The sequence below is a fragment of the Pseudomonas sp. genome (assembly GCF_050739995.1).
Taxonomy (GTDB): domain Bacteria; phylum Pseudomonadota; class Gammaproteobacteria; order Pseudomonadales; family Pseudomonadaceae; genus Aquipseudomonas.
On record NZ_JBOICG010000751.1, the window covers coordinates 1 to 18132 of the forward strand.

Here is an 18132-nt window from a genome sequence, read left to right on the forward strand (position 1 = left end):
AAACCTGGACGCGCTCGTCGCTCAAGCTCTTGAGGCTGTGCAAAGCGCTGAAGATATCAATGCCCTGGAGCAAATCCGGGTTCACTACCTTGGCAAAAAGGGTGAATTGACTCAGGTGATGAAGACCCTGGGAAATTTGCCGGCTGAAGAGCGCCCACAAGTCGGTGCGCTGATCAACGTCGCCAAGGAGCGTGTTACAGAGGTGCTCAATGCGCGCAAGGCGACTATGGAGGAGGCCGATCTTGCGGCCAAACTCGCCGCCGAGTCCATTGACGTAACCTTGCCTGGCCGTGGCCAGGCCTCGGGCGGTCTGCATCCGATCACCCGGACTCTGGAACGTATCGAGCAGTTCTTCACCCATATCGGCTACGGCATTGCCGAAGGCCCTGAGGTCGAAGACGACTATCACAACTTCGAGGCGCTCAACATCCCAGGCCATCACCCGGCCCGGTCGATGCACGACACCTTCTATTTCAACGCGAACATGCTGTTGCGCACCCATACCTCGCCGGTACAGGTCCGCACCATGGAAGCGAACAAGCCGCCGATCCGTATCGTCTGCCCTGGCCGTGTGTACCGTAGCGACTCCGATATCACCCACTCGCCGATGTTCCACCAGGTCGAAGGCCTGCTGGTTGATCGCGATATCAATTTCGCCGACCTCAAAGGCACCATCGAAGAATTCCTGCGGGTGTTCTTCGAGAAAGAGCTGGCGGTGCGTTTCCGTCCATCGTTCTTCCCGTTCACCGAGCCGTCCGCTGAAGTCGACATGGAATGCGTGATGTGTAGCGGTAAAGGTTGCCGGGTCTGCAAGCAGACCGGCTGGCTGGAAGTGATGGGCTGCGGCATGGTTCACCCTAACGTGCTGCGCATGTCCGGGATCGATCCGGAAGAGTTCTCTGGTTTTGCCTTCGGCATGGGCGTTGAGCGTCTGGCCATGCTGCGTTACGGCGTGAACGACCTGCGTCTGTTCTTCGACAACGACTTGCGGTTCCTCGCGCAATTTCGCTAGTCGTAACGAATCTTTAGGAGAGCAGGATGAAATTCAGTGAACAATGGCTGCGTGGCTGGGTAAGCCCGCAGGTAGATCGCGACGAGCTGGTTGCTCGTCTGTCGATGGCCGGTCTTGAGGTCGATAGCGTCACGCCGGCCGCCGGTGTTTTCAGCGGTGTGGTCGTAGGCGAGGTGCTGAGCACCGAGCAGCATCCCGATGCCGATAAATTGCGTGTGTGCCAGGTCAGTAATGGCGCGGAAACCTTCCAGGTCGTGTGCGGAGCGCCTAACGTGCGCCCGGGCTTGAAGATCCCGTTCGCCATGATCGGTGCTGAATTGCCGGGTGACTTCAAGATCAAGAAGGCCAAGCTGCGCGGTGTCGAGTCCAACGGCATGTTGTGCTCCCAGGCTGAACTGCAAGTAGGCGAAGGCAATGATGGCCTGATGGAGCTGCCGGCTGATGCGCCGGTGGGTCAGGACATTCGTGTTTACCTGGCGCTGGAAGATGCAAGCATTGAGGTCGATCTGACCCCGAACCGCGGCGACTGCCTGTCCCTGGCCGGCTTGGCTCGTGAAGTCGGTGCGCTGTACAACGCACCCGTCGCGCGTCCGGTTGTTGCTCCGGTAACGGCAGTGCACGACGAAGTGCGTTCTATTGAAGTGCTGGCGCCAAACGCCTGTCCACGTTACCTGGGGCGTGTGATCCGTAACGTCGACCTGTCCAAGCCAACCCCGCTGTGGATGGTTGAGCGTCTGCGTCGCGCCGATGTGCGCAGCATTGATGCTGCTGTCGACATCACCAACTATGTGATGCTGGAGTTGGGTCAGCCACTGCACGCCTTCGATCTCGCCGAAATCAACGGCGGCATCCGCGTGCGTATTGCTGAAGAGGGCGAAAAACTGGTTCTGCTCGACGGCCAGGAAGTCAGCCTGCGTGCCGACACCTTGGTCATCGCCGACCATTCCCGCGCCCTGGCAATTGCCGGCGTGATGGGTGGCGAGCACAGCGGCGTATCCGCGACCACTCGCGACGTGTTCCTTGAGAGCGCGTTCTTCGACCAGATCGCCATCGCCGGCAAGGCCCGTTCCTACGGCTTGCACACCGATGCTTCGCACCGCTACGAGCGTGGTGTGGACTGGAATCTCGCCCGTGAAGCCATGGAGCGCGCCACTGGCCTGCTGCTGGAAATCACCGGTGGCGAAGCCGGTCCGATCACTGAAACCGTCAACGAACAGTTCTTGCCGTCCGTTGCGCCGATCACCCTGCGTGCCAAAAGTGTCGAGCAAATGCTTGGCCTAGTGATCGAGCCTGCTGAAATCGAACAACTGTTGTCGGCCCTGGGCCTGGCTATCTCCGTGAGTGGGGAAGGGCAGTGGCACGTTGAAGTGCCAAGCCATCGTTTCGATATCAGCCTGGAAGTCGACCTGATCGAAGAGCTGGCCCGTCTGTATGGCTACAACCGCCTGCCGGTTCGTTACCCGCAAGCGCGTCTGGCGCCGCAACCCAAGGCTGAGGCGCGTGCACACTTGCCTGAACTGAGTCGCCTGCTGGTTGCCCGTGGCTACCAGGAAGCGGTGACCTATAGCTTCATCGATCCAAAGCAGTTCGAGCTGTTCAACCCGGGTGTAGAGCCGTTGTTGCTGGCCAACCCAATCTCCAACGACATGGCCGCCATGCGCTCGTCCCTGTGGCCTGGCCTGGTGAAAGCGCTTTCCCATAACTTGAACCGTCAGCAAGATCGCGTTCGCATGTTCGAAAGCGGCCTGCGTTTCGTCGGTCAGTTGGATGGCCTGAAGCAAGAGCCGATGTTGGCGGGCGTGGTGTGCGGTAGTCGTTTGCCGGAAGGTTGGGCGCAAGGTCGCGATACCGTGGATTTCTTCGACGTTAAAGCTGACGTGGAAGCGGTGTTGGGTTTTGCTGGTGCACTGGACGACTTCATTTTCGTACCAGGCAAACACCCTGCGTTGCACCCTGGCCAGACTGCACGTATCGAGCGTGAAGGTCGCTTGGTGGGCTTCATTGGCGCGATTCACCCAGAACTGTCGAAAACCCTCGGTCTCGACCGTCCGGTCTTCGTTTTTGAGCTGGTCTTGGCTGAAGTTGCATCGGGCAAAATGCCTAAATTCAGCGAGCTGTCGCGCTTCCCTGAAGTCCGCCGTGACCTCGCGCTGATCGCCGACCGTGACGTGGCCGCCACTGCCGTTCTGGATGTAATCCGTGAAAATGCAGGGGAATGGCTGACAGACCTCAGGCTATTTGACGTCTATCAGGGTAAAGGCATTGATCCGCATAGAAAAAGCCTTGCAGTTGGCTTGACCTGGCAGCATCCATCGCGCACTCTTAATGACGATGAGGTGAATACCACGACACAAAATATCCTCACCTCGCTCGAACAAAGGTTGAACGCCACGTTAAGGAAGTGACGTATGGGGGCTTTGACGAAAGCTGAGATGGCGGAACGTCTGTACGAAGAGTTGGGTCTGAACAAGCGCGAGGCCAAGGAATTGGTCGAGCTGTTTTTTGAAGAAATCAGGCACGCTCTGGAAGACAATGAGCAGGTCAAGTTGTCCGGTTTCGGCAACTTTGACCTGCGGGACAAACGCCAGCGGCCTGGCCGCAATCCAAAAACGGGAGAAGAAATCCCGATCACGGCTCGCCGTGTGGTCACCTTTCGTCCAGGGCAGAAGTTGAAGGCCCGAGTTGAGGCTTATGCTGGAACCAAGTCATAACGACGAGCTACCCGTCATCCCAGGCAAACGCTACTTCACCATCGGTGAAGTCAGCGAGCTCTGTGCGGTAAAACCGCACGTGTTGCGCTATTGGGAGCAGGAGTTTCCTCAACTCAACCCCGTCAAACGCACTGGGAACCGTCGGTATTATCAGCGCCAGGATGTGCTGATGATCCGACAGATCCGTGCGTTGCTGTACGACCAGGGGTTTACCATCAGCGGTGCGCGCCAGCGTATGTCCGGTGATGAAGCCAAAGACGACACCACCCAATACAAGCAAATGATCCGCCAGATGATCTCCGAACTCGAAGATGTGCTGGTGGTTTTGAAGAAGTAATCCAGGCTTTAAAATACTTCCACATTTCAAAAGCTTGCGGTATATTCCGGTTCGCTTCGTTAAGAAGCGAACCCAGTAACACGCCTAGTCGGGGCGTAGCGCAGTCCGGTAGCGCACTAGCATGGGGTGCTAGGGGTCGAGTGTTCGAATCACTCCGTCCCGACCATATAAATCAAAGGGTTGCGAGATTTTAGCTCGCGACCCTTTTTTATTTTTGATCGTTTTTACCCCTACAAAACGACAGGAATGGGGTTCTCGCTGGTGCCGTGGCGGCCGGTGATTGAGCATAGGCTGGGACAGCAGCTTGCCGCGACAGTGCGTGGCGGTGGGGTGTCGTGGGAGGTTGGTCGACAGCGAGGGCCAGCCCTCGGCTAACCTCCTTCCCGTTTTTCTGGAGTTCAAGTATCACGCGCTTCGATCATTGAAACGTAATCTATCAATGATGGCTGCCAACGCCGCCGAGTGGTTCCTGCGGTTTGGGTAATAAAGATGGAAGCCTGGAAATGGCTCGCACCAATCGTCCAACACACGAACCAAGCGGCCTGCGGCGATGTGTTCGGTCACCTGATCCTCCAGAGCAAATGCAATGCCGACGTGATCGAGCGCGGCGCGGACCATCATATTTGCGTCATCCAGGACAAGCGGCCCCTCCACTGCGACAGTGAATGAATGCCCACCCTGCTGGAATTCCCACTGATATCGCTCGCCTGACGAGACCTTGCGCCATCCGATGCAGTGGTGCTGGCGCAGCTCATGGGGCGTCATCGGGCGGCCGTGTTGTCGGACGTACGCCGGCGTCGCCACGATCGCCAGCCGCAAATCGGGGCTGACGCGTACTTGGAGCATGCCATTGTGCAGATCCTCTCCCAACCGGATGCCTGCATCGAAACCGCCCTCGACGATGTCGACGAAACCCTCCTCGGCAACAACTTCGAGCGTGATGCCGGGGTAGTCGCGGGCCAACTCGGCGAAGCGCGGTGCGAGCACCAGTTCAATGGCCAGGCGTGGCGCATTGAGGCGTACTACGCCATGGGGCTTATCGCGGAATGCGTTGAGGCTATCCAGTGCGACGGCGATGTCGGTGAAGGCCGGAGTAAGCCTGCCCAACAGGTGCTCTCCCGCCTCGGTGGGTGAGACATTGCGCGTGGTGCGATTAAGCAGGCGAATGCCTACCTGCGTCTCCAGTTCACGCATGGCGTGGCTCAGCGTGGAGGGCGTCACGCCTAGCTTGACAGCAGCCCGCCGGAAGCTGCGCTCCTGGGCGATGGCGACGAAGGCGGACAGGCCAGACAGATCGGGCTTTTTTATCATTGCTTTGATTTTTTCATCAATGAATTGAATTTTTCATAGATAGTTTAATTTCAGAAGTCAATCTAGCATGTAAATCCGATCAACCAGCGGATTCCCTGCCATGACCCAGAGCACTGCGTCCTCATCCGTTTCATCTATCCAGTACGGGGCATTCCAGCGCCTCACCGGTAAGGTTGCGCTGATCACCGGTGGTGGCACGGGCATCGGCCGAGCAGCGGCCCTGGCCTATGCCCGCGAGGGGGCTCGCGTTGTACTGGCTGGGCGTCGCAAGGCTGAGATTGAAGCGGTGGCTCATGAGATCATCACGGCGGGAGGCGAAGCGCTGGCCGTGCCTGCCGATGTGGCGCAGGAAGACGACGTGCGCCACCTGATCGCTACGGTCGTCGGACACTACGGCCAGCTGGATGTCGCCTTCAATAATGCGGGCGTATTGGGCCACGTTGCTCCCATCACCGAGCTGAGCAGCACCGATTTCGACACGGTGATTGCCATCAACCTGCGTGGCATATGGCTGTCGATCAAGTATGAGATCGAAGCCCTGGTGGCTCAGGGCAGCGGCGGCGCCATTGTCAACACCTCATCCTGGCTTGCCCACGGCGCGATGGCCGGTACCTCGGCTTATTCGGCCAGCAAGGGGGCGCTTGACGCGCTGATCCGCGCCGTGGCGCTTGAGTACGGTCCGCAGGGCATCCGTATCAACAACATCAACCCCGGCATCATCGACACGCCGATGGCGCGTGGCAGCTTGAATGATGATGATTCGGCCTTCGTGCCCTTCATCGAACACACGCCGGCCAAGCGCGTGGGCCAGTCCGATGATGTGGGAGATGTGGCGGTCTGGCTCTCGACTGACGAGTCGCGCTTTATCACCGGGCAGAACATTCTGGTGGATGGCGGCTACACCATCGCCGGGCTGCGCTGAGGAAGCTGCCGTGCGCAGCATCGAATGGAAAGTCTGCCTGCTGGGCGCCGCGATGTTCTTCGTGGCCACCGCGCAGGCGCGGGACGCACAGCCCATCGTGTTCGCCTCCCAGCCCCGCGTTGGGTATCCCGAGGGTATTGCCTGGAATGACCGTGCGGGTGCGTTTCTGGTCTCGTCGCTGCGTGGTGGGCAGGTTGGTCTGGTCTCTTTGGACGGACGATACACGAGCTTCTCGTCCGACCGATCCCTGATCACCACATCCGGCATCGCCGTCGATGCCGCGCGTAACCGTGTGTTGGTGTGCAATGAAGACGTAGGCATTTCGAACAAGTCCTTGCCCAGCACGCGCAATCGCGTGGCACAGGTGGTCGAGTTCGATCTCAACACGGGTGTGCTGCGGCATGTCTATGATTTCTCGCGGCTGACCAGCGGGCCGATTCTTGCCAACGATCTGACCGTCGACACACAAGGCAACGTCTACGTCACTGACAGCTTCCAGCCGCAGATCTACAAGATCGACCATGCAACCGGGGATGTGTCGGTACTGGTGCGTTCCGATCGCCTGATGCCCGCCGCCCCCGCCAAGGCGGTGGGCACACAGCCTTATCTCAACGGGATCGTTTACCACCCTGACGGTTTTCTGATCGTCGCGGACTATTCCAGGGGCTTGCTTTGGAAGGTTCCGCTGGATGAGCCGCAGGCGTTGACCGAAATCAGGTTGCCACAGCGCCTGAAAGGACCGGATGGACTGCTGCTTAAGAGCCCTACTGAGCTGGTGGCCGTGCAGTCCTTCCCAAGTCGAGCTCAAGGCATGTCGGGGGACGTGACGCTGCTTTCCTCATCCGATGCCTGGGCCAGCGCCCGAATCGAAGCGGTTGCTACCCCACCAGGATTGGATGGGCCGACCACGGCGACGTTGAAGGATGGCGAGGTCTGGGTGATGAACTCTCGTTTCCCACACCTCTTTGCCGACCTCACCACTGCGGATCGAGTTCTGCAATTCAGCATCGTTAGGGTGGAATTCAAGCACACGGGGTCGGTGGAGAGAGCTCCATCGAACGCGCTCATTCCCAACGACGACCGCAATGCCGGGTCGCATTGAAAGGAGATTTACCATGGACTATGTTCGTCTCGGTAGCAGCGGATTGAAGGTTTCGCGGTTGTGCGTCGGTTGCATGACTTATGGAGATCCTGCCTGGCGGCCGTGGGTGCTTCGCGAAGAACAATCGCGCCCGCTCATCCGGCAAGCTCTGGAGGCCGACATCAACTTCTTCGATACCGCCAACATCTACTCCATGGGCGAGAGCGAGCGTATCGTCGGGCGCGCGATCCGGGACTTCGCCCAACGCGAGGAGGTGGTGGTCGCCACCAAAGCCTTCTTCCCTATGAGTGAGAAGCCCAATGACCGGGGGCTCTCGCGCAAGCACATTCTCGCCAGCGTCGATGCGTCGCTGGAACGTCTGGGGACGGACTACATCGACCTCTTCGTGATCCACCGCTTCGATCCCGAGACGCCCATCGAGGAGACGGCAGAAGCACTGGACGCGGTCGTGCGCGCCGGCAAGGTTCGCTATCTCGGGGCGTCTTCCATGCACGCCTGGCGCTTCATGAAGCTGCTGGCCTTCCAGCGACAACATCGACTGGCCGAATTCATCTCGATGCAGAGCCAGTACAGCCTCATCGTCCGCGAGGATGAAGAGGAACTGATCCCTCTCTGCCGTGAGGAGGGCATTGGCCTGACTCCCTGGTCACCGCTTGGTCGAGGGATTCTGACGGGGGCGCGAAAGGCCGGAACACGGCGCGCCACCACCGACGAACAGATCGTGCATTGGTATGACGGGCGTGAGGATGTGGGGAATACCCTTTCAGCGCTGAACACTGTCGCACAAGCGCGTGGGGTTCCACCTGCGCAAATCGCTCTTGCATGGGTGTTGGCAAAACCGGAAATCACCGCGCCACTCATTGGCATTTCCAAGCCTGGGCATTTGGTGGACGCCGTTGAGGCGTTGTCGTTGACGCTATCCGATGAGGAGATGGCTTCTCTGGAAGCGCCGATCAATGTGACTGCTCGCGTCCCACGTTGGTAGGGGGGGCGAACAATGACCTTAGTGCGTGCGTGTTCAAGATCACGCAGAGCTCTCTTCATGCATCGGAGCCGCAGAGGAAAAGTATGAAAATTCAATTGAGTAGTATTGCCATTGCCTGTCTTACGGGGCTTCTGACTTTTGGAGTCACACATCCGCTATCGGCCCAGGAGCGCATTGGGCGCAGTGATTCATGTGTGCCTAACGAGTTGGTTTTGCCGTCAGGCGAACCTTATCCCAATGGTATTGCCTGGACTTCCGATGGGACGCTCTATGTTGGCTTTGTCACCAGCGGTCGCATTCTACGTAAGCGTCCGGGTGAGAGTTGGAAGTTGTTTTTCGGTGGGGCCGATACAGTGTTCGCCGCCAACAGTCTGCGACTGGATGAACGACACGGCCTTTTATGGGGAACCTCGCCTGACTTTCTTCCGTCGGGCCAGGCCCGTTCACATCGCGTCTTCGCGCTGAACCTTGCGACTGGCGAGATTAGCCGTTCCTTGACCTTGCCTGGAGGAGGAATGCCGAATGATATTTTTGTGACGCCAGATGGTGTTGTGTATGTGACCGATACTACGTCGGGAACCATACTACGCCTGCGATCCAAGGATGGCGGGTTTGAAGTGGTATATCGGGACGAGCGTCTGGCAAGCCCGACCGGCATAGGTGCTGCGGGGATCGTTCGCACGCAAGACGGCACATTAATAGTCAACAATTTCGGGACGGGAAAAATATATGCCCTCAATGAGGGCAGTCGCAAGACTCTGCAATTGCGCGAATTATCGCTGCCCCGACTGATTGAAAACCCCGATGGTATGGGGCTGGCACCCGATGGGGCCCTCATCGTTTTGGAGAACGCGATCCAGAGCGGCGCAGGCAAGATACTGCGGATAGCTGATCCGCTTCAGCCCGGGCTACGCAATATTGAAGTCCTGCGCGAAGGACTGGAATCGCCGGTCAATCTGACCATTACGGCAAACGGCTGCGCCTTCATCACTGAATCACGAATTCGGCATCGTCTTCTGCCAGGACATGAAGCAGATACTCCTGATCGATTTCGCATACTTGAAATCCCGATAGGATTTACGCGCTTTCGTGATCGTAACAATCCCTGATCCATTTGCAGCTTCGAATGATCGATTTGCCGCAATGCAGGATACCCAAAACGGAGCTTTCGACTGTGCATGCCTATCAACTGATTTCCGGGCAGGGTATTTCCAGCCTGCGCCGCATCGAAACCACCGTGCGCGAGCTCGGCCCGCACGAGGTTCGGGTCCGCATACGGGCAGTGTCGCTGAACTACCGCGATCTGATGGTGGCTCATGGCAATTACGTGCCGGTATCGGGCAAGCCAGTCGTGCCGGTCAGCGACGGTGCCGGCGACGTGGTGGCCGTGGGTTCGGCGGTCACTCGCTTTCGCACGGGCGATCGCGTGATCAACACGTTCTTTCCTGCCTGGCTCGATGGCGCTCCGTCAGCCGAGAAAACGACGCAGACCTTTGGCGCGGGTTCCGACGGCGTGTTGGCCGAGGAAATTAGTGTGTCGGAGACAGCCTTGGTCACGATTCCGGCGCACCTCGATTACGCGGAAGCCGCCAGCATACCGTGTGCGGCCATCACTGCCTGGAACGCCCTCTTCGTCGAGGGCAGCCTCAAGCCTGGCGACAGCGTACTGTTGCTCGGCACCGGTGGTGTGTCGATTTGGGCGTTGCAGCTGGCAAAGGCCGCTGGACTACGCGTGATCATTACATCCTCCAGTGACGAAAAATTGCAGCGCGCCCGTGTCTTGGGCGCCGACGAGGTCATCAACTACCGCACAACGCCCGAGTGGCAAGAGCAGGTACTCAAGCTCACCAATGGTCAGGGAGTGAACCTGGTGGTGGAGGTGGGTGGCGAGGGCACGTTGACCAAGTCGATCGCCGCGACCGCGATGGGCGGCACCGTAGCCATCGTCGGTGGCGTCACTGGCTTCGCGGGGACACCGGTCGATCCACTCACTCTGGTCGGCGGTGCCAAGCGCCTGGTCGGCATCTTCGTCGGCAGCCGCACAATGTTGGAGGACGTGTGCCGCTTTGTCACCGTGAATCAGACCCGACCGGTGGTGGGCCGCACATTTCCCTTCGAGCAAGCCCAAGACGCCTACGAGTACCTGGAGGCCGGCAAGCACTTTGGCAAGGTGGTGATCAATGTGATCGATTCCCATCCGTTCACGTTGAACTTCGGGAGTTGACATCGGCAGAGCAGATGGAGGGGTTACTCGCTGGCAAGCTGGACGTCGGCATCTTGCGTGTACTTACTCCTCATGCGCCGAATGTCGCCTTGCCTGTCGCTTGCCTTCTACTGTCGCAGTTCTCAACACCAGGGCGGTGTCGAGGCCAGGAGTCAGGGTTAATAACGTGGCAGCGAACGTGAATGCGAGGAGGTTGTCAGCAATAGACATAGAAGATGGCCTTGTAGTGATCATTAACCAGCGTTACCGCAGGCATTGCAGTGGCCCTATGTATTCTATTTTCCTGAAAGCGCATTTAGCCAGCGATTGTCTCGCACAGATGGACGTCGATGTAGTCTTCTACTGAGGGCTGACCGAGCCTTGGCGATTTCTTGAGCCTTCATCAACGACACTACCAACATATCGTCTACCAACTCTCGCTGGGCGCCGCTGCCACCAATACGTGCGACATCCAAAGCTATCGGCTCCAAGAGGCGGGCGCACGCCGCAAAGCTACCGTTCGCAAAGGCCCGAATGGCCGAGCTCAGTTCCAAATTGACTGAGCCAGCGGGAGATGGAGTATTCTGGATTGCCTGCAAAAGGGTTTGCTGACGGCGCTCAATCATTGGCTGATTACCCGTGTGGGCATCGATGATAGACATATGGAAATCGGCGAACGCAAAGCCAGGCTGCTGGAAGTGGCCGGAAGCATAGGCTGCTGCATCGGACCATAGCGGCGATGGAACTTCATACCCATAAGCCTCCAGCCGCCACAGAAAAGAGGCGCTATCACTGACTATGTTGGTGGGTGTTCCCGCTGAAGAAGAAGGCGCCACGCTACAGGTGTAATAGTCCAGAGCTCTCACAACATCGCCCTGTTCCAATGCGATCAAAGCACCGTGCCAGGCGATATGTCCGTGTAAAACTCCACTGCGATCATAGTCCGGTAACCAGTCGGCGATCATCTGTTGTGCTTCGGTATTGGCTCCGCACTCATGGAGCGCATGAGCCATTGCGTGTGCTGCGTTTGCATTTGAACGCCGTATTTGGAGAGCCCGTTCGGTCAGTTTTCGGCCAAGCGTCACATTGCCATTTTCTGTGTGAGACCAGCCTCGGTACGTGAGGAACCACCAGTCATCGCCAGCAAAGTGCTTTGCATGCCGCTCACAAAGGTCGACCCGTGCCTGATCGTGATTCGCCATGCCGGAAAACGCGAACAGCCCGAATGCCCCCAGCGGTAGACCAAAAATCAACACATCCTGAGGCCAAGACTCAAGATGGCTCAGGCTAGCATTCAGAGCTTCTGCGCCACGTCCATTGATAGCCAATGAGAGCACGGCGACATGGCTTCGTTCACGCTGCGTCCCATTGCGCTGCACCAGCGCTTCTGCGTGAGATATTTCTAACCTGGATTGCGTGGGTCGAGCGTGGATCGCGTGTAGCCGAGCACGGGCAGCATAGGCAAGCGCAAAATCTGGATCTTGTTGGATGGCTAGATCTAACTCTTCTATTGCACCCGGCCACAGCGAGAGCAGCAAATCGACCCCAGTGTTGTAATGCTCGACAGCAGAGAGGGAACAGGTAGACAAAGGAAGGTTGCGGTGATCTGTATTCGCCATTGGCTACAGGCTCGTTTTTCTGAATTGAAACGAGCATAGCCATGTGAGTTGACTTCGACAGGCGCTCGAAAGGATGACACGACCATGAAATCAATCACCGTGCTATGAGCGCAACCTCGCGTATTTCAAGTCAACATGAAAATGACTCAGGGCTCGTGTGCAACTAAAGCCGCGCGCCCAAGGCTGGCCAGATTTAAACCCAAAAGGCTGGCGTTTTTTACCGCTTCTGACATGACTGTTTCTGGCCGAGAGTTGTCCATAGCTGACGCTCAAGAGTCGATTCGAATGGCGGCGAAGCCGCCACAGTTAGCTGAATGTATCCATTACAATTTTTTGAATGTATTGGTTTGTCGATTATACGATTGGCCTCACGACTTCCCTGGCGCGAGGTTCAACATGCACATTGCCATTCTTACTTTCGAAGGTTTCAATGAACTCGATTCGCTCATTGCGTTCGGCGTTCTCAACCGGGTTCAACAGCCTGGTTGGCGAGTGTCTATCGCCAGCCCTGCGAACAAGGTGCTATCGATGAACGGCTTGAGGATCGAGGCGCAGGTGTCTTTAGAGGACGCTTGCGGCGCGGATGGAGTGCTGGTGGGTAGTGGGCGATTGACGCGAGATGTCGTCGCGGACGTTGAACTTATGTCTCGACTGAAGCTCGACCCGACTCGCCAACTTCTGGGCGCCCAATGCTCGGGCACACTCATACTTGCAAAGCTCGGCCTGCTTGACGAGGTTCCGGCCTGCACGGATCTGATCACCAAGCCATGGGTTGAAGAGGCCGGTGTAGCGGTACTCAATCAGCCATTCGTGGCCAAGGGCAGTGTCGCAACCGCCGGCGGCTGCCTGTCGTCGCAGTATCTGGCAGCCTGGTTCATTTCCCGTCTAGCGGGCGTAGAGGCTGCACGCAGTGCGCTTTATTACGTTGCCCCGGTGGGGGAAAAGGACATGTATGTAGAGCGGGCGATGACGAACATTGTGCGGTTTCTTTAAAACGAGAATGGCTGCTAATGGCCGATTTCTGCCTGTCAACGACCGGCAGGAGTCGGCCAGAAGCCGACATATAAAGAGCATCAGTGTGAACTGCCAGACTTGGCGCTCCAGCGCGGCGGGCAAAGTCATGGGCCTCGGTTTACAGTGAGGCATGTCGGGGCCGGAGACGCCATGCGGTGTCCAGATTGCCGCAGTCTTTCAGAGGCGGTACAGACTGCTGAAGTCAGCGCCATCCATCGGCGTGCTGTCCGTGCAGCCCATCATCGGCAAACCCTGTGACCATCCTGCCGCCAAGGCCTGCACGTCACGCAAGGGATCGGACGCCTTGGCGCGTTCATTGCGAATGCGGCAGGTTTCAGGATCAGTGGCAAACAGACCTCGAGCGAAGACTCGACCCTGCTCGGCTAGCTTGGCGGTCTTCGGCCCGCGGATCTCCGCGAAGCGCTGCAAGGCTTCATCAAGGCCGTTCGTTCCTTCCAGGCATCTAGCAAGGTGCCAAGCGTCTTCCAACGCCTGACAAGCGCCCTGGCCCGATGTCGGCAACGGCGCGTGCGCCGCATCTCCCACAAGCAACACATTAGCCCGGCTCCACGCGTGCAGCGGGTCCAAGTCGTGCACGGCAATCATTCGGATGGCGTGCGTCGGCGTCGCCTGGATGATACGGGCGATAGGCTCCGGCCATCCCGCGAACAGATCCTCGATCTCCTTGCGCATATCGGCTGCGGGCGTCAGTCCCGACAATGGCCGCGCCTGCGCCGCTGCCCAGTAGACCAACTCCGGCCGGACCGGCACGCAACCGAAGCGATTGCCCGAACCCCAATAGTCCTGAATCGCTATATCGCTCACCAACGCACTTTCCCCCTGCGCCACACCTATCCAGTTCACAAATCCCTGATAAACCGGTGTGTTATCCCCCGCAACGAACTCGCGTGCCACCGACCCCATACGACCATCGGCGCCGATAAGCAGATCTGGACGGATACTCACCCCGTTCTGGAAGCGCGCCACTGCTTTGCTATTAGCCTCCAGATCGATCCCCACCGCCCGATGCCCGAACTCCACCGGGATTCCGCTCTGTGCCGCATGTTTCAGCAGCACTGCCTGCAAGTCCCTCCGCAAAATGGTATGAGTCGGATATCCCATTGTCTCGTCCAGCAGCGCGATATCTATGCCCCCCAACGAATTGCCCGCAGCGTCTTGGCGGCGCACTACCACTGGCCGGCCACCCGCTGCCGCGATGTCTTGGAGGAGGTCCAGTTCCTCCAACACAAAGCCAGCGTTGGGCCAAAGCGTCACGCCAGCCCCCATGGTCGCTGGCCCCTCCCGGCGCTCATATACCCGGGGACTGTGTCCCCGCTTGCGCAAGGCAAGCGCCACGCTCAACCCCGCAATTCCGCCGCCAAGTATTCCGATTTCCACGCTGGATCTCCTATTCAATCCGCCCCGACGCGCCATCGGCGACAACCCATCGGACGAGACAGCATCTTAGATTCCGTCAATGGGGAGAACTATTATGTAAAAATGGGCGACTTTAATACCTTATTCGGGATAATCATGCGCAATGCCCTCGACCTGAACACCGTCCGTGTATATGTGGCGGTCGTCGATGCACAAAGCTTTGCCGGCGCGGCGCGCCTGCTGTCCCTGCCATCCTCTAACGTCAGCCGCTACGTCGCCTCGCTGGAGCGCAGATTGGGCGTTCGCTTGCTGGAGCGAAGTACTCGCCATCTGCGCATGACTGAAGCCGGCAGACTTCTCTACGAACGTGCAAAACCTTTGCTCGACTCCTTGCTCTCCACTGAGGAAGAACTTGGCGCGGTGCAACATGAACTGCGGGGGCCCTTAAGGATGTGCATGCCAGGCGAAGCGCCAAGGCTACTGGCCCCTATCCTGGCCGAATTCTGTAGCCTCCATCCCGGCGTCGAATTGGAGTGCGACATACGCCTGACCGGTTTAGAAGCGCTCCGGGAAGACGTGGACCTCTCCATCGTCTTCCATCGTGGGCGCCAGGATGACAGCGCCATCATCACCCGCGAACTCGCTACGCTACCCAGCATTGTGGTCGCGGCTCCCGCTCTGTTAGCCAAAACGGGAACTCCGCGCCAAGTGCGCGAACTAGAGTCCTTGCCGTGCATTACTACACTGAGCGCATTGAAGGGCCAGCCCTGGCTGTTTCTCGACGGCACAGGCGAAATCGTGAAGGTATCTGTGCGTAGTCGCTATCGTGTCAACAGCGGAGAACTTGCGTTGGCGGGCGCGCGGCAAGGCATCGGTTTCGCGATAGTGGCAGCCTATCCATGCCAGGAAGATCTTGCCGCAGGCCGATTGCGGGAAGTGTCGCTGGACCTTCGCCCTGCGCCGCTGCAATTGCTTGGCGCGTACAGCCACCGCCATTCTGCGACCGCGCGGGTTCGGGCGTTGCTGGAATTTATACAGCTGCGGTTGGAACGAGTTGGGAGCGGCTCAAGATGAAAGTCGAAATGAGGGCAGCGTCCGAATGGCCGAGGTCCTACCCCGGGTCGTTTTCTGCCTTTCCTGTATGACTGCAATTGGCCGACTCGCGCCCATCGTAACTGGAAGTGGTCGGTCAGAAGCCGTCCTCCCTGTTCAAGCCTCAATCCACGATGAACAATCTGGCGCCAATGGCGGTTGACGACCGGTGAGCCTCTGCGTTGTCGGCCACCTGATAGCTCATTCCGGCAGTCAAAGTGAACGTGCGACCATCATCGAGTTCGGTTTCCAATCGCCCGTCGAGGCAGAGCAGAATATGCCCTTTGTAGCACCAATGATCGGCAAGATAGCCAGGGCTGTATTCAACCATTCGGACTCTTGCAGTACCGAATTGACAGGTGCGCCAGAGCGCCGTACCAGTTTCGCCGGAATGAAAGGTGGGTTCTATTTTCGACCAATCGGTGGTGCCAAATGGAATGTCGGTGAGTTGCATGGTTGTCTCGGTCCAGGGAGGAGAATGAATCGTAGCGAGGTAGCAAAAACGCGAATAGTTACAGATCGGGTTTAATTCTTTAATACTCACAGAAATGGGGGGGCGCGCTCCTATGATTGGCGTCCGTGCAAGCAATTCTGGCTGACCGCTTTTAGCCGGTTGCAGCCCTTCTCGACAGACAACAATCGACCAGGAGCTCCCCTACCTTCGATGATAATTGTCGGTTTAGCCCCTCGGGGCTGTATAAATTTCCTGAAATTAGCAGTACAAAATGATCAGAACTGTACGCCTTTGGTCAGTCCTCCATCCACGAGCAAGGTTGTGCCAGTAATGAAGCTCGCAGCAGGGCTTGCTAGGAAAACTGTTGCCATGGCGACTTCCGCAGGGGTGGCCATTCTGCCCATGGGGTTGGCATCCATCGAGCGGCCAAACGCGACGGGATCCTCGCGCTCGATGAAGCCCCATACTCCATCCTGGAAATATACGTTCCCTGGGGCGACGGTGTTCACCCGGATTTTTTCGCTCGCATGACGTGCTGACAGCGTTTTACCGTAATGCGTCAACGCCGCCTTCAGTACACCGTAAGGTTCGGCAAAGCAGTCTATTTCCCTGCCAGATACACTGGAGATCAACACAATTGAAGCAGCACGAGATTGCTTTAGATACGGCAAGGCGGCATTAACCAGGCTGACCGAGCCCAGGATATCGATCTCGAATGCCTTACGCCAAGCGCCGAAGTCGCCACCTCCGGCAAGTGCACTGACGTTGGGAATCACGATGTCTATGCCGTCCATCTCTTTAGCGCTGGCCTGCACCCAACGCTTCACCTGATCAGGATCAGCCACATCGACGACACTGCCCCACGCGCCTTTACCCATTGCCGTTTCAGCTTGGCGCACCCCAGGCTCCTGCCGAGCACAGAAACTTACCCGAGCGCCTTCCGCCAAAAAACATTCGACGATAGCCCGCCCGATACCACGGGAGCCACCGCTCACTAACACAGATTTACCCTTGAGCTGGAGTTCCATTACGTTCACCCTGTAGACCATGCGTTGACAGCCAGCATAGCGTTCGCACGCTCTCACGAAAGCAATGGAGTGAATGCTCTTCACAATTTTCGGCAATACCGAAAAAGCATACTTTTTCTTAAGCAAAGGAGCCGTCCTCCATGCCGGTACGTAGCCGTCAGATCCAGTCGGTTGAAAAAGCGATGAGTCTGCTTGAACACCTGAAAGCTTTTCCCGGAGGCGCAAGCTTGGCTGAAATCTGTGCCCTTAGCGGTCTGACCAAGAGCACTGCACACGGGCTGCTTCACACCTTGGTGGAACTTGGGTATGTCAGCCATGGTGGGACGCGCTACAGTTTAGGGAGTCGCGTTTGGGCGCTTGCGTCGACCCGAAACGATTTTGCGGAGCGGATAGTAAGTCTGTTCACTCCGGCACTTGGGGCATTCAATGGGTTATGCAGAGCCGATTGCTTCCTAGCGGTGCCCAGCGGGACACATTCCTATCTGACGCTAGCGGCACGAGATGCCAACGGACAATGTTTCCAAAACACTGAAGATAGCCAGCGTGATGCGCTTCGCACATCTGCGGTAGGCAAGATCTTCCTCGCGCACAACGAGAACCTGACTCGACGACTACGGCGCAATGCCCCGCTGAATCATTCGTTTGAACAAGAGCTAATCCAGGTTAGGCAATCTGGTTTCGCTCTCGACAATCAAGGTTCAAAACCAGGGCTGAACTGTATGGCAATCCCTCTGCGCATCAGCGGCCAGGTAGTTGCTTCGCTAAGCATGAGTGGAGTGGCTGAGCAACTGCGCCCTACTACGTTAGATGCAATGGCAAGACAATCGCTTAGACAGTTATATGAGCTAGTGAAATATTGAAAATAATCTATGAGCAGAACCCCGCATGCATCATGGAAACTCCGATTGGCTAATACTAGGTCTGGGCGATTTTCGACCACGGACTCTTTCAGCGGAGTTACAAGA

Annotated in this window: 17 protein-coding genes, 1 tRNA gene and 2 pseudogenes; 14 read left to right on the forward strand and 6 right to left on the reverse strand. The window is 57.7% G+C overall.

Annotation, left to right across the window (positions count from 1 at the left end; translation table 11 throughout):
• The 6 genes and pseudogenes from pheS to ACRESD_RS25595 all read left to right on the forward strand — a co-directional run.
• On the forward strand, positions 1-1012 hold a 1012-nt coding region (gene pheS / locus ACRESD_RS25570), incomplete at its 5' end, for a phenylalanine--tRNA ligase subunit alpha (protein WP_431753450.1).
• A 26-nt stretch (positions 1013-1038) separates the two neighbouring features.
• Positions 1039-3417 carry a phenylalanine--tRNA ligase subunit beta gene (gene pheT / locus ACRESD_RS25575; RefSeq protein ID WP_431753451.1) on the forward strand — a complete coding sequence of 793 codons (2379 nt, stop codon included), beginning with the start codon at positions 1039-1041 and terminating at the stop codon, positions 3415-3417.
• Between the two features lie 3 nt (positions 3418-3420).
• Positions 3421-3723, forward strand: coding sequence for an integration host factor subunit alpha (gene ihfA / locus ACRESD_RS25580; protein ID WP_002553164.1), 303 nt, complete (start codon positions 3421-3423; stop codon positions 3721-3723).
• On the forward strand, positions 3704-4060 hold the full coding sequence (locus ACRESD_RS25585; protein WP_003219935.1) for a MerR family transcriptional regulator: 357 nt from the start codon (positions 3704-3706) through the stop codon (positions 4058-4060). The genes ihfA and ACRESD_RS25585 overlap by 20 nt, the downstream gene beginning before the upstream one ends.
• Before the next feature lie 89 nt (positions 4061-4149).
• Positions 4150-4226, forward strand: a tRNA-Pro gene (locus ACRESD_RS25590).
• 74 nt (positions 4227-4300) lie between these two features.
• A pseudogene (locus ACRESD_RS25595) lies at positions 4301-4435 on the forward strand (DUF3363 domain-containing protein); the annotation flags it as partial.
• Between the two features lie 30 nt (positions 4436-4465).
• Here ACRESD_RS25595 and ACRESD_RS25600 read toward each other — a convergent pair.
• Positions 4466-5368: a LysR family transcriptional regulator gene (locus ACRESD_RS25600; RefSeq protein ID WP_431753463.1), complete on the reverse strand. Its 903-nt coding sequence runs from the start codon at positions 5366-5368 to the stop codon at positions 4466-4468.
• 103 nt (positions 5369-5471) lie between these two features.
• Here ACRESD_RS25600 and ACRESD_RS25605 point away from each other — a divergent pair, with 103 nt between their 5' ends.
• From ACRESD_RS25605 to ACRESD_RS25625, 5 genes are all read left to right on the forward strand, one after another.
• A complete protein-coding gene (locus ACRESD_RS25605) occupies positions 5472-6293 on the forward strand; it encodes an SDR family NAD(P)-dependent oxidoreductase (RefSeq protein WP_431753452.1) in 822 nt (273 codons plus the stop codon).
• A gap of 10 nt (positions 6294-6303) precedes the next feature.
• Positions 6304-7395: an SMP-30/gluconolactonase/LRE family protein gene (locus tag ACRESD_RS25610; RefSeq protein WP_431753453.1), complete on the forward strand. Its 1092-nt coding sequence runs from the start codon at positions 6304-6306 to the stop codon at positions 7393-7395.
• 13 nt (positions 7396-7408) lie between these two features.
• Positions 7409-8380 carry an aldo/keto reductase gene (locus ACRESD_RS25615; protein WP_431753454.1) on the forward strand — a complete coding sequence of 324 codons (972 nt, stop codon included), beginning with the start codon at positions 7409-7411 and terminating at the stop codon, positions 8378-8380.
• A gap of 83 nt (positions 8381-8463) precedes the next feature.
• Positions 8464-9489: a Vgb family protein gene (locus ACRESD_RS25620; RefSeq protein ID WP_431753455.1), complete on the forward strand. Its 1026-nt coding sequence runs from the start codon at positions 8464-8466 to the stop codon at positions 9487-9489.
• 17 nt (positions 9490-9506) lie between these two features.
• A complete protein-coding gene (locus ACRESD_RS25625; protein WP_431753456.1) occupies positions 9507-10604 on the forward strand; it encodes a zinc-dependent alcohol dehydrogenase family protein in 1098 nt (365 codons plus the stop codon).
• Positions 10605-10688: 84 nt separating this feature from the next.
• On the opposite strand, the pseudogene ACRESD_RS25630 reads toward ACRESD_RS25625, so the two are convergent.
• Positions 10689-10814: pseudogene (locus ACRESD_RS25630) on the reverse strand (LysE family translocator); the annotation flags it as partial.
• Positions 10815-10879: 65 nt separating this feature from the next.
• Complete coding sequence (locus ACRESD_RS25635; RefSeq protein WP_431753457.1) at positions 10880-12202, reverse strand: tetratricopeptide repeat protein; 1323 nt, start codon at positions 12200-12202, stop codon at positions 10880-10882.
• A gap of 396 nt (positions 12203-12598) precedes the next feature.
• Between ACRESD_RS25635 and ACRESD_RS25640 the strand changes: the two genes are divergently transcribed.
• Positions 12599-13195, forward strand: a complete 597-nt coding sequence (locus ACRESD_RS25640; protein WP_431753458.1) for a DJ-1/PfpI family protein — start codon at positions 12599-12601, stop codon at positions 13193-13195.
• 198 nt (positions 13196-13393) lie between these two features.
• Here the strand turns inward: ACRESD_RS25640 and ACRESD_RS25645 are convergent, their stop codons facing one another.
• Entirely contained in the window at positions 13394-14614 is a 1221-nt protein-coding gene (locus tag ACRESD_RS25645; protein ID WP_431753459.1) for an FAD-dependent monooxygenase, read from the reverse strand.
• 135 nt (positions 14615-14749) lie between these two features.
• Here ACRESD_RS25645 and ACRESD_RS25650 point away from each other — a divergent pair, with 135 nt between their 5' ends.
• Positions 14750-15667, forward strand: a complete 918-nt coding sequence (locus ACRESD_RS25650) for a LysR family transcriptional regulator (protein WP_431753460.1) — start codon at positions 14750-14752, stop codon at positions 15665-15667.
• 142 nt (positions 15668-15809) lie between these two features.
• On the opposite strand, the gene ACRESD_RS25655 is transcribed toward ACRESD_RS25650, so the two are convergent.
• On the reverse strand, positions 15810-16139 hold the full coding sequence (locus ACRESD_RS25655) for a DHCW motif cupin fold protein (protein ID WP_431753461.1): 330 nt from the start codon (positions 16137-16139) through the stop codon (positions 15810-15812).
• A gap of 275 nt (positions 16140-16414) precedes the next feature.
• Positions 16415-17167 (reverse strand): SDR family NAD(P)-dependent oxidoreductase, encoded by a 753-nt coding sequence (locus tag ACRESD_RS25660; RefSeq protein ID WP_431753464.1) that lies wholly within the window; start codon positions 17165-17167, stop codon positions 16415-16417.
• Positions 17168-17307: 140 nt separating this feature from the next.
• On the opposite strand from ACRESD_RS25660, the gene ACRESD_RS25665 reads away from it, so the two are divergent.
• Positions 17308-18027: an IclR family transcriptional regulator gene (locus tag ACRESD_RS25665; protein ID WP_431753462.1), complete on the forward strand. Its 720-nt coding sequence runs from the start codon at positions 17308-17310 to the stop codon at positions 18025-18027.
• The last annotated feature ends 105 nt before the right edge of the window (positions 18028-18132 follow it).

Bases quoted from the DNA above. Each gene is read 5' to 3' on its own strand.
- ihfA (WP_002553164.1), top strand. From the start codon at position 3,421: ATGGGGGCTTTGACGAAAGCTGAGATGGCGGAACGTCTGTACGAAGAG.
- ACRESD_RS25615 (WP_431753454.1), top strand. From the start codon at position 7,409: ATGGACTATGTTCGTCTCGGTAGCAGCGGATTGAAGGTTTCGCGGTTG.
- ACRESD_RS25650 (WP_431753460.1), top strand. From the start codon at position 14,750: ATGCGCAATGCCCTCGACCTGAACACCGTCCGTGTATATGTGGCGGTC.
- ACRESD_RS25635 (WP_431753457.1), bottom strand. From the start codon at position 12,202: ATGGCGAATACAGATCACCGCAACCTTCCTTTGTCTACCTGTTCCCTC.
- ACRESD_RS25605 (WP_431753452.1), top strand. From the start codon at position 5,472: ATGACCCAGAGCACTGCGTCCTCATCCGTTTCATCTATCCAGTACGGG.
- ACRESD_RS25655 (WP_431753461.1), bottom strand. From the start codon at position 16,139: ATGCAACTCACCGACATTCCATTTGGCACCACCGATTGGTCGAAAATA.
- ACRESD_RS25640 (WP_431753458.1), top strand. From the start codon at position 12,599: ATGCACATTGCCATTCTTACTTTCGAAGGTTTCAATGAACTCGATTCG.
- ACRESD_RS25585 (WP_003219935.1), top strand. From the start codon at position 3,704: ATGCTGGAACCAAGTCATAACGACGAGCTACCCGTCATCCCAGGCAAA.
- pheT (WP_431753451.1), top strand. From the start codon at position 1,039: ATGAAATTCAGTGAACAATGGCTGCGTGGCTGGGTAAGCCCGCAGGTA.
- ACRESD_RS25665 (WP_431753462.1), top strand. From the start codon at position 17,308: ATGCCGGTACGTAGCCGTCAGATCCAGTCGGTTGAAAAAGCGATGAGT.
- ACRESD_RS25620 (WP_431753455.1), top strand. From the start codon at position 8,464: ATGAAAATTCAATTGAGTAGTATTGCCATTGCCTGTCTTACGGGGCTT.
- ACRESD_RS25625 (WP_431753456.1), top strand. From the start codon at position 9,507: ATGATCGATTTGCCGCAATGCAGGATACCCAAAACGGAGCTTTCGACT.
- ACRESD_RS25660 (WP_431753464.1), bottom strand. From the start codon at position 17,167: ATGGAACTCCAGCTCAAGGGTAAATCTGTGTTAGTGAGCGGTGGCTCC.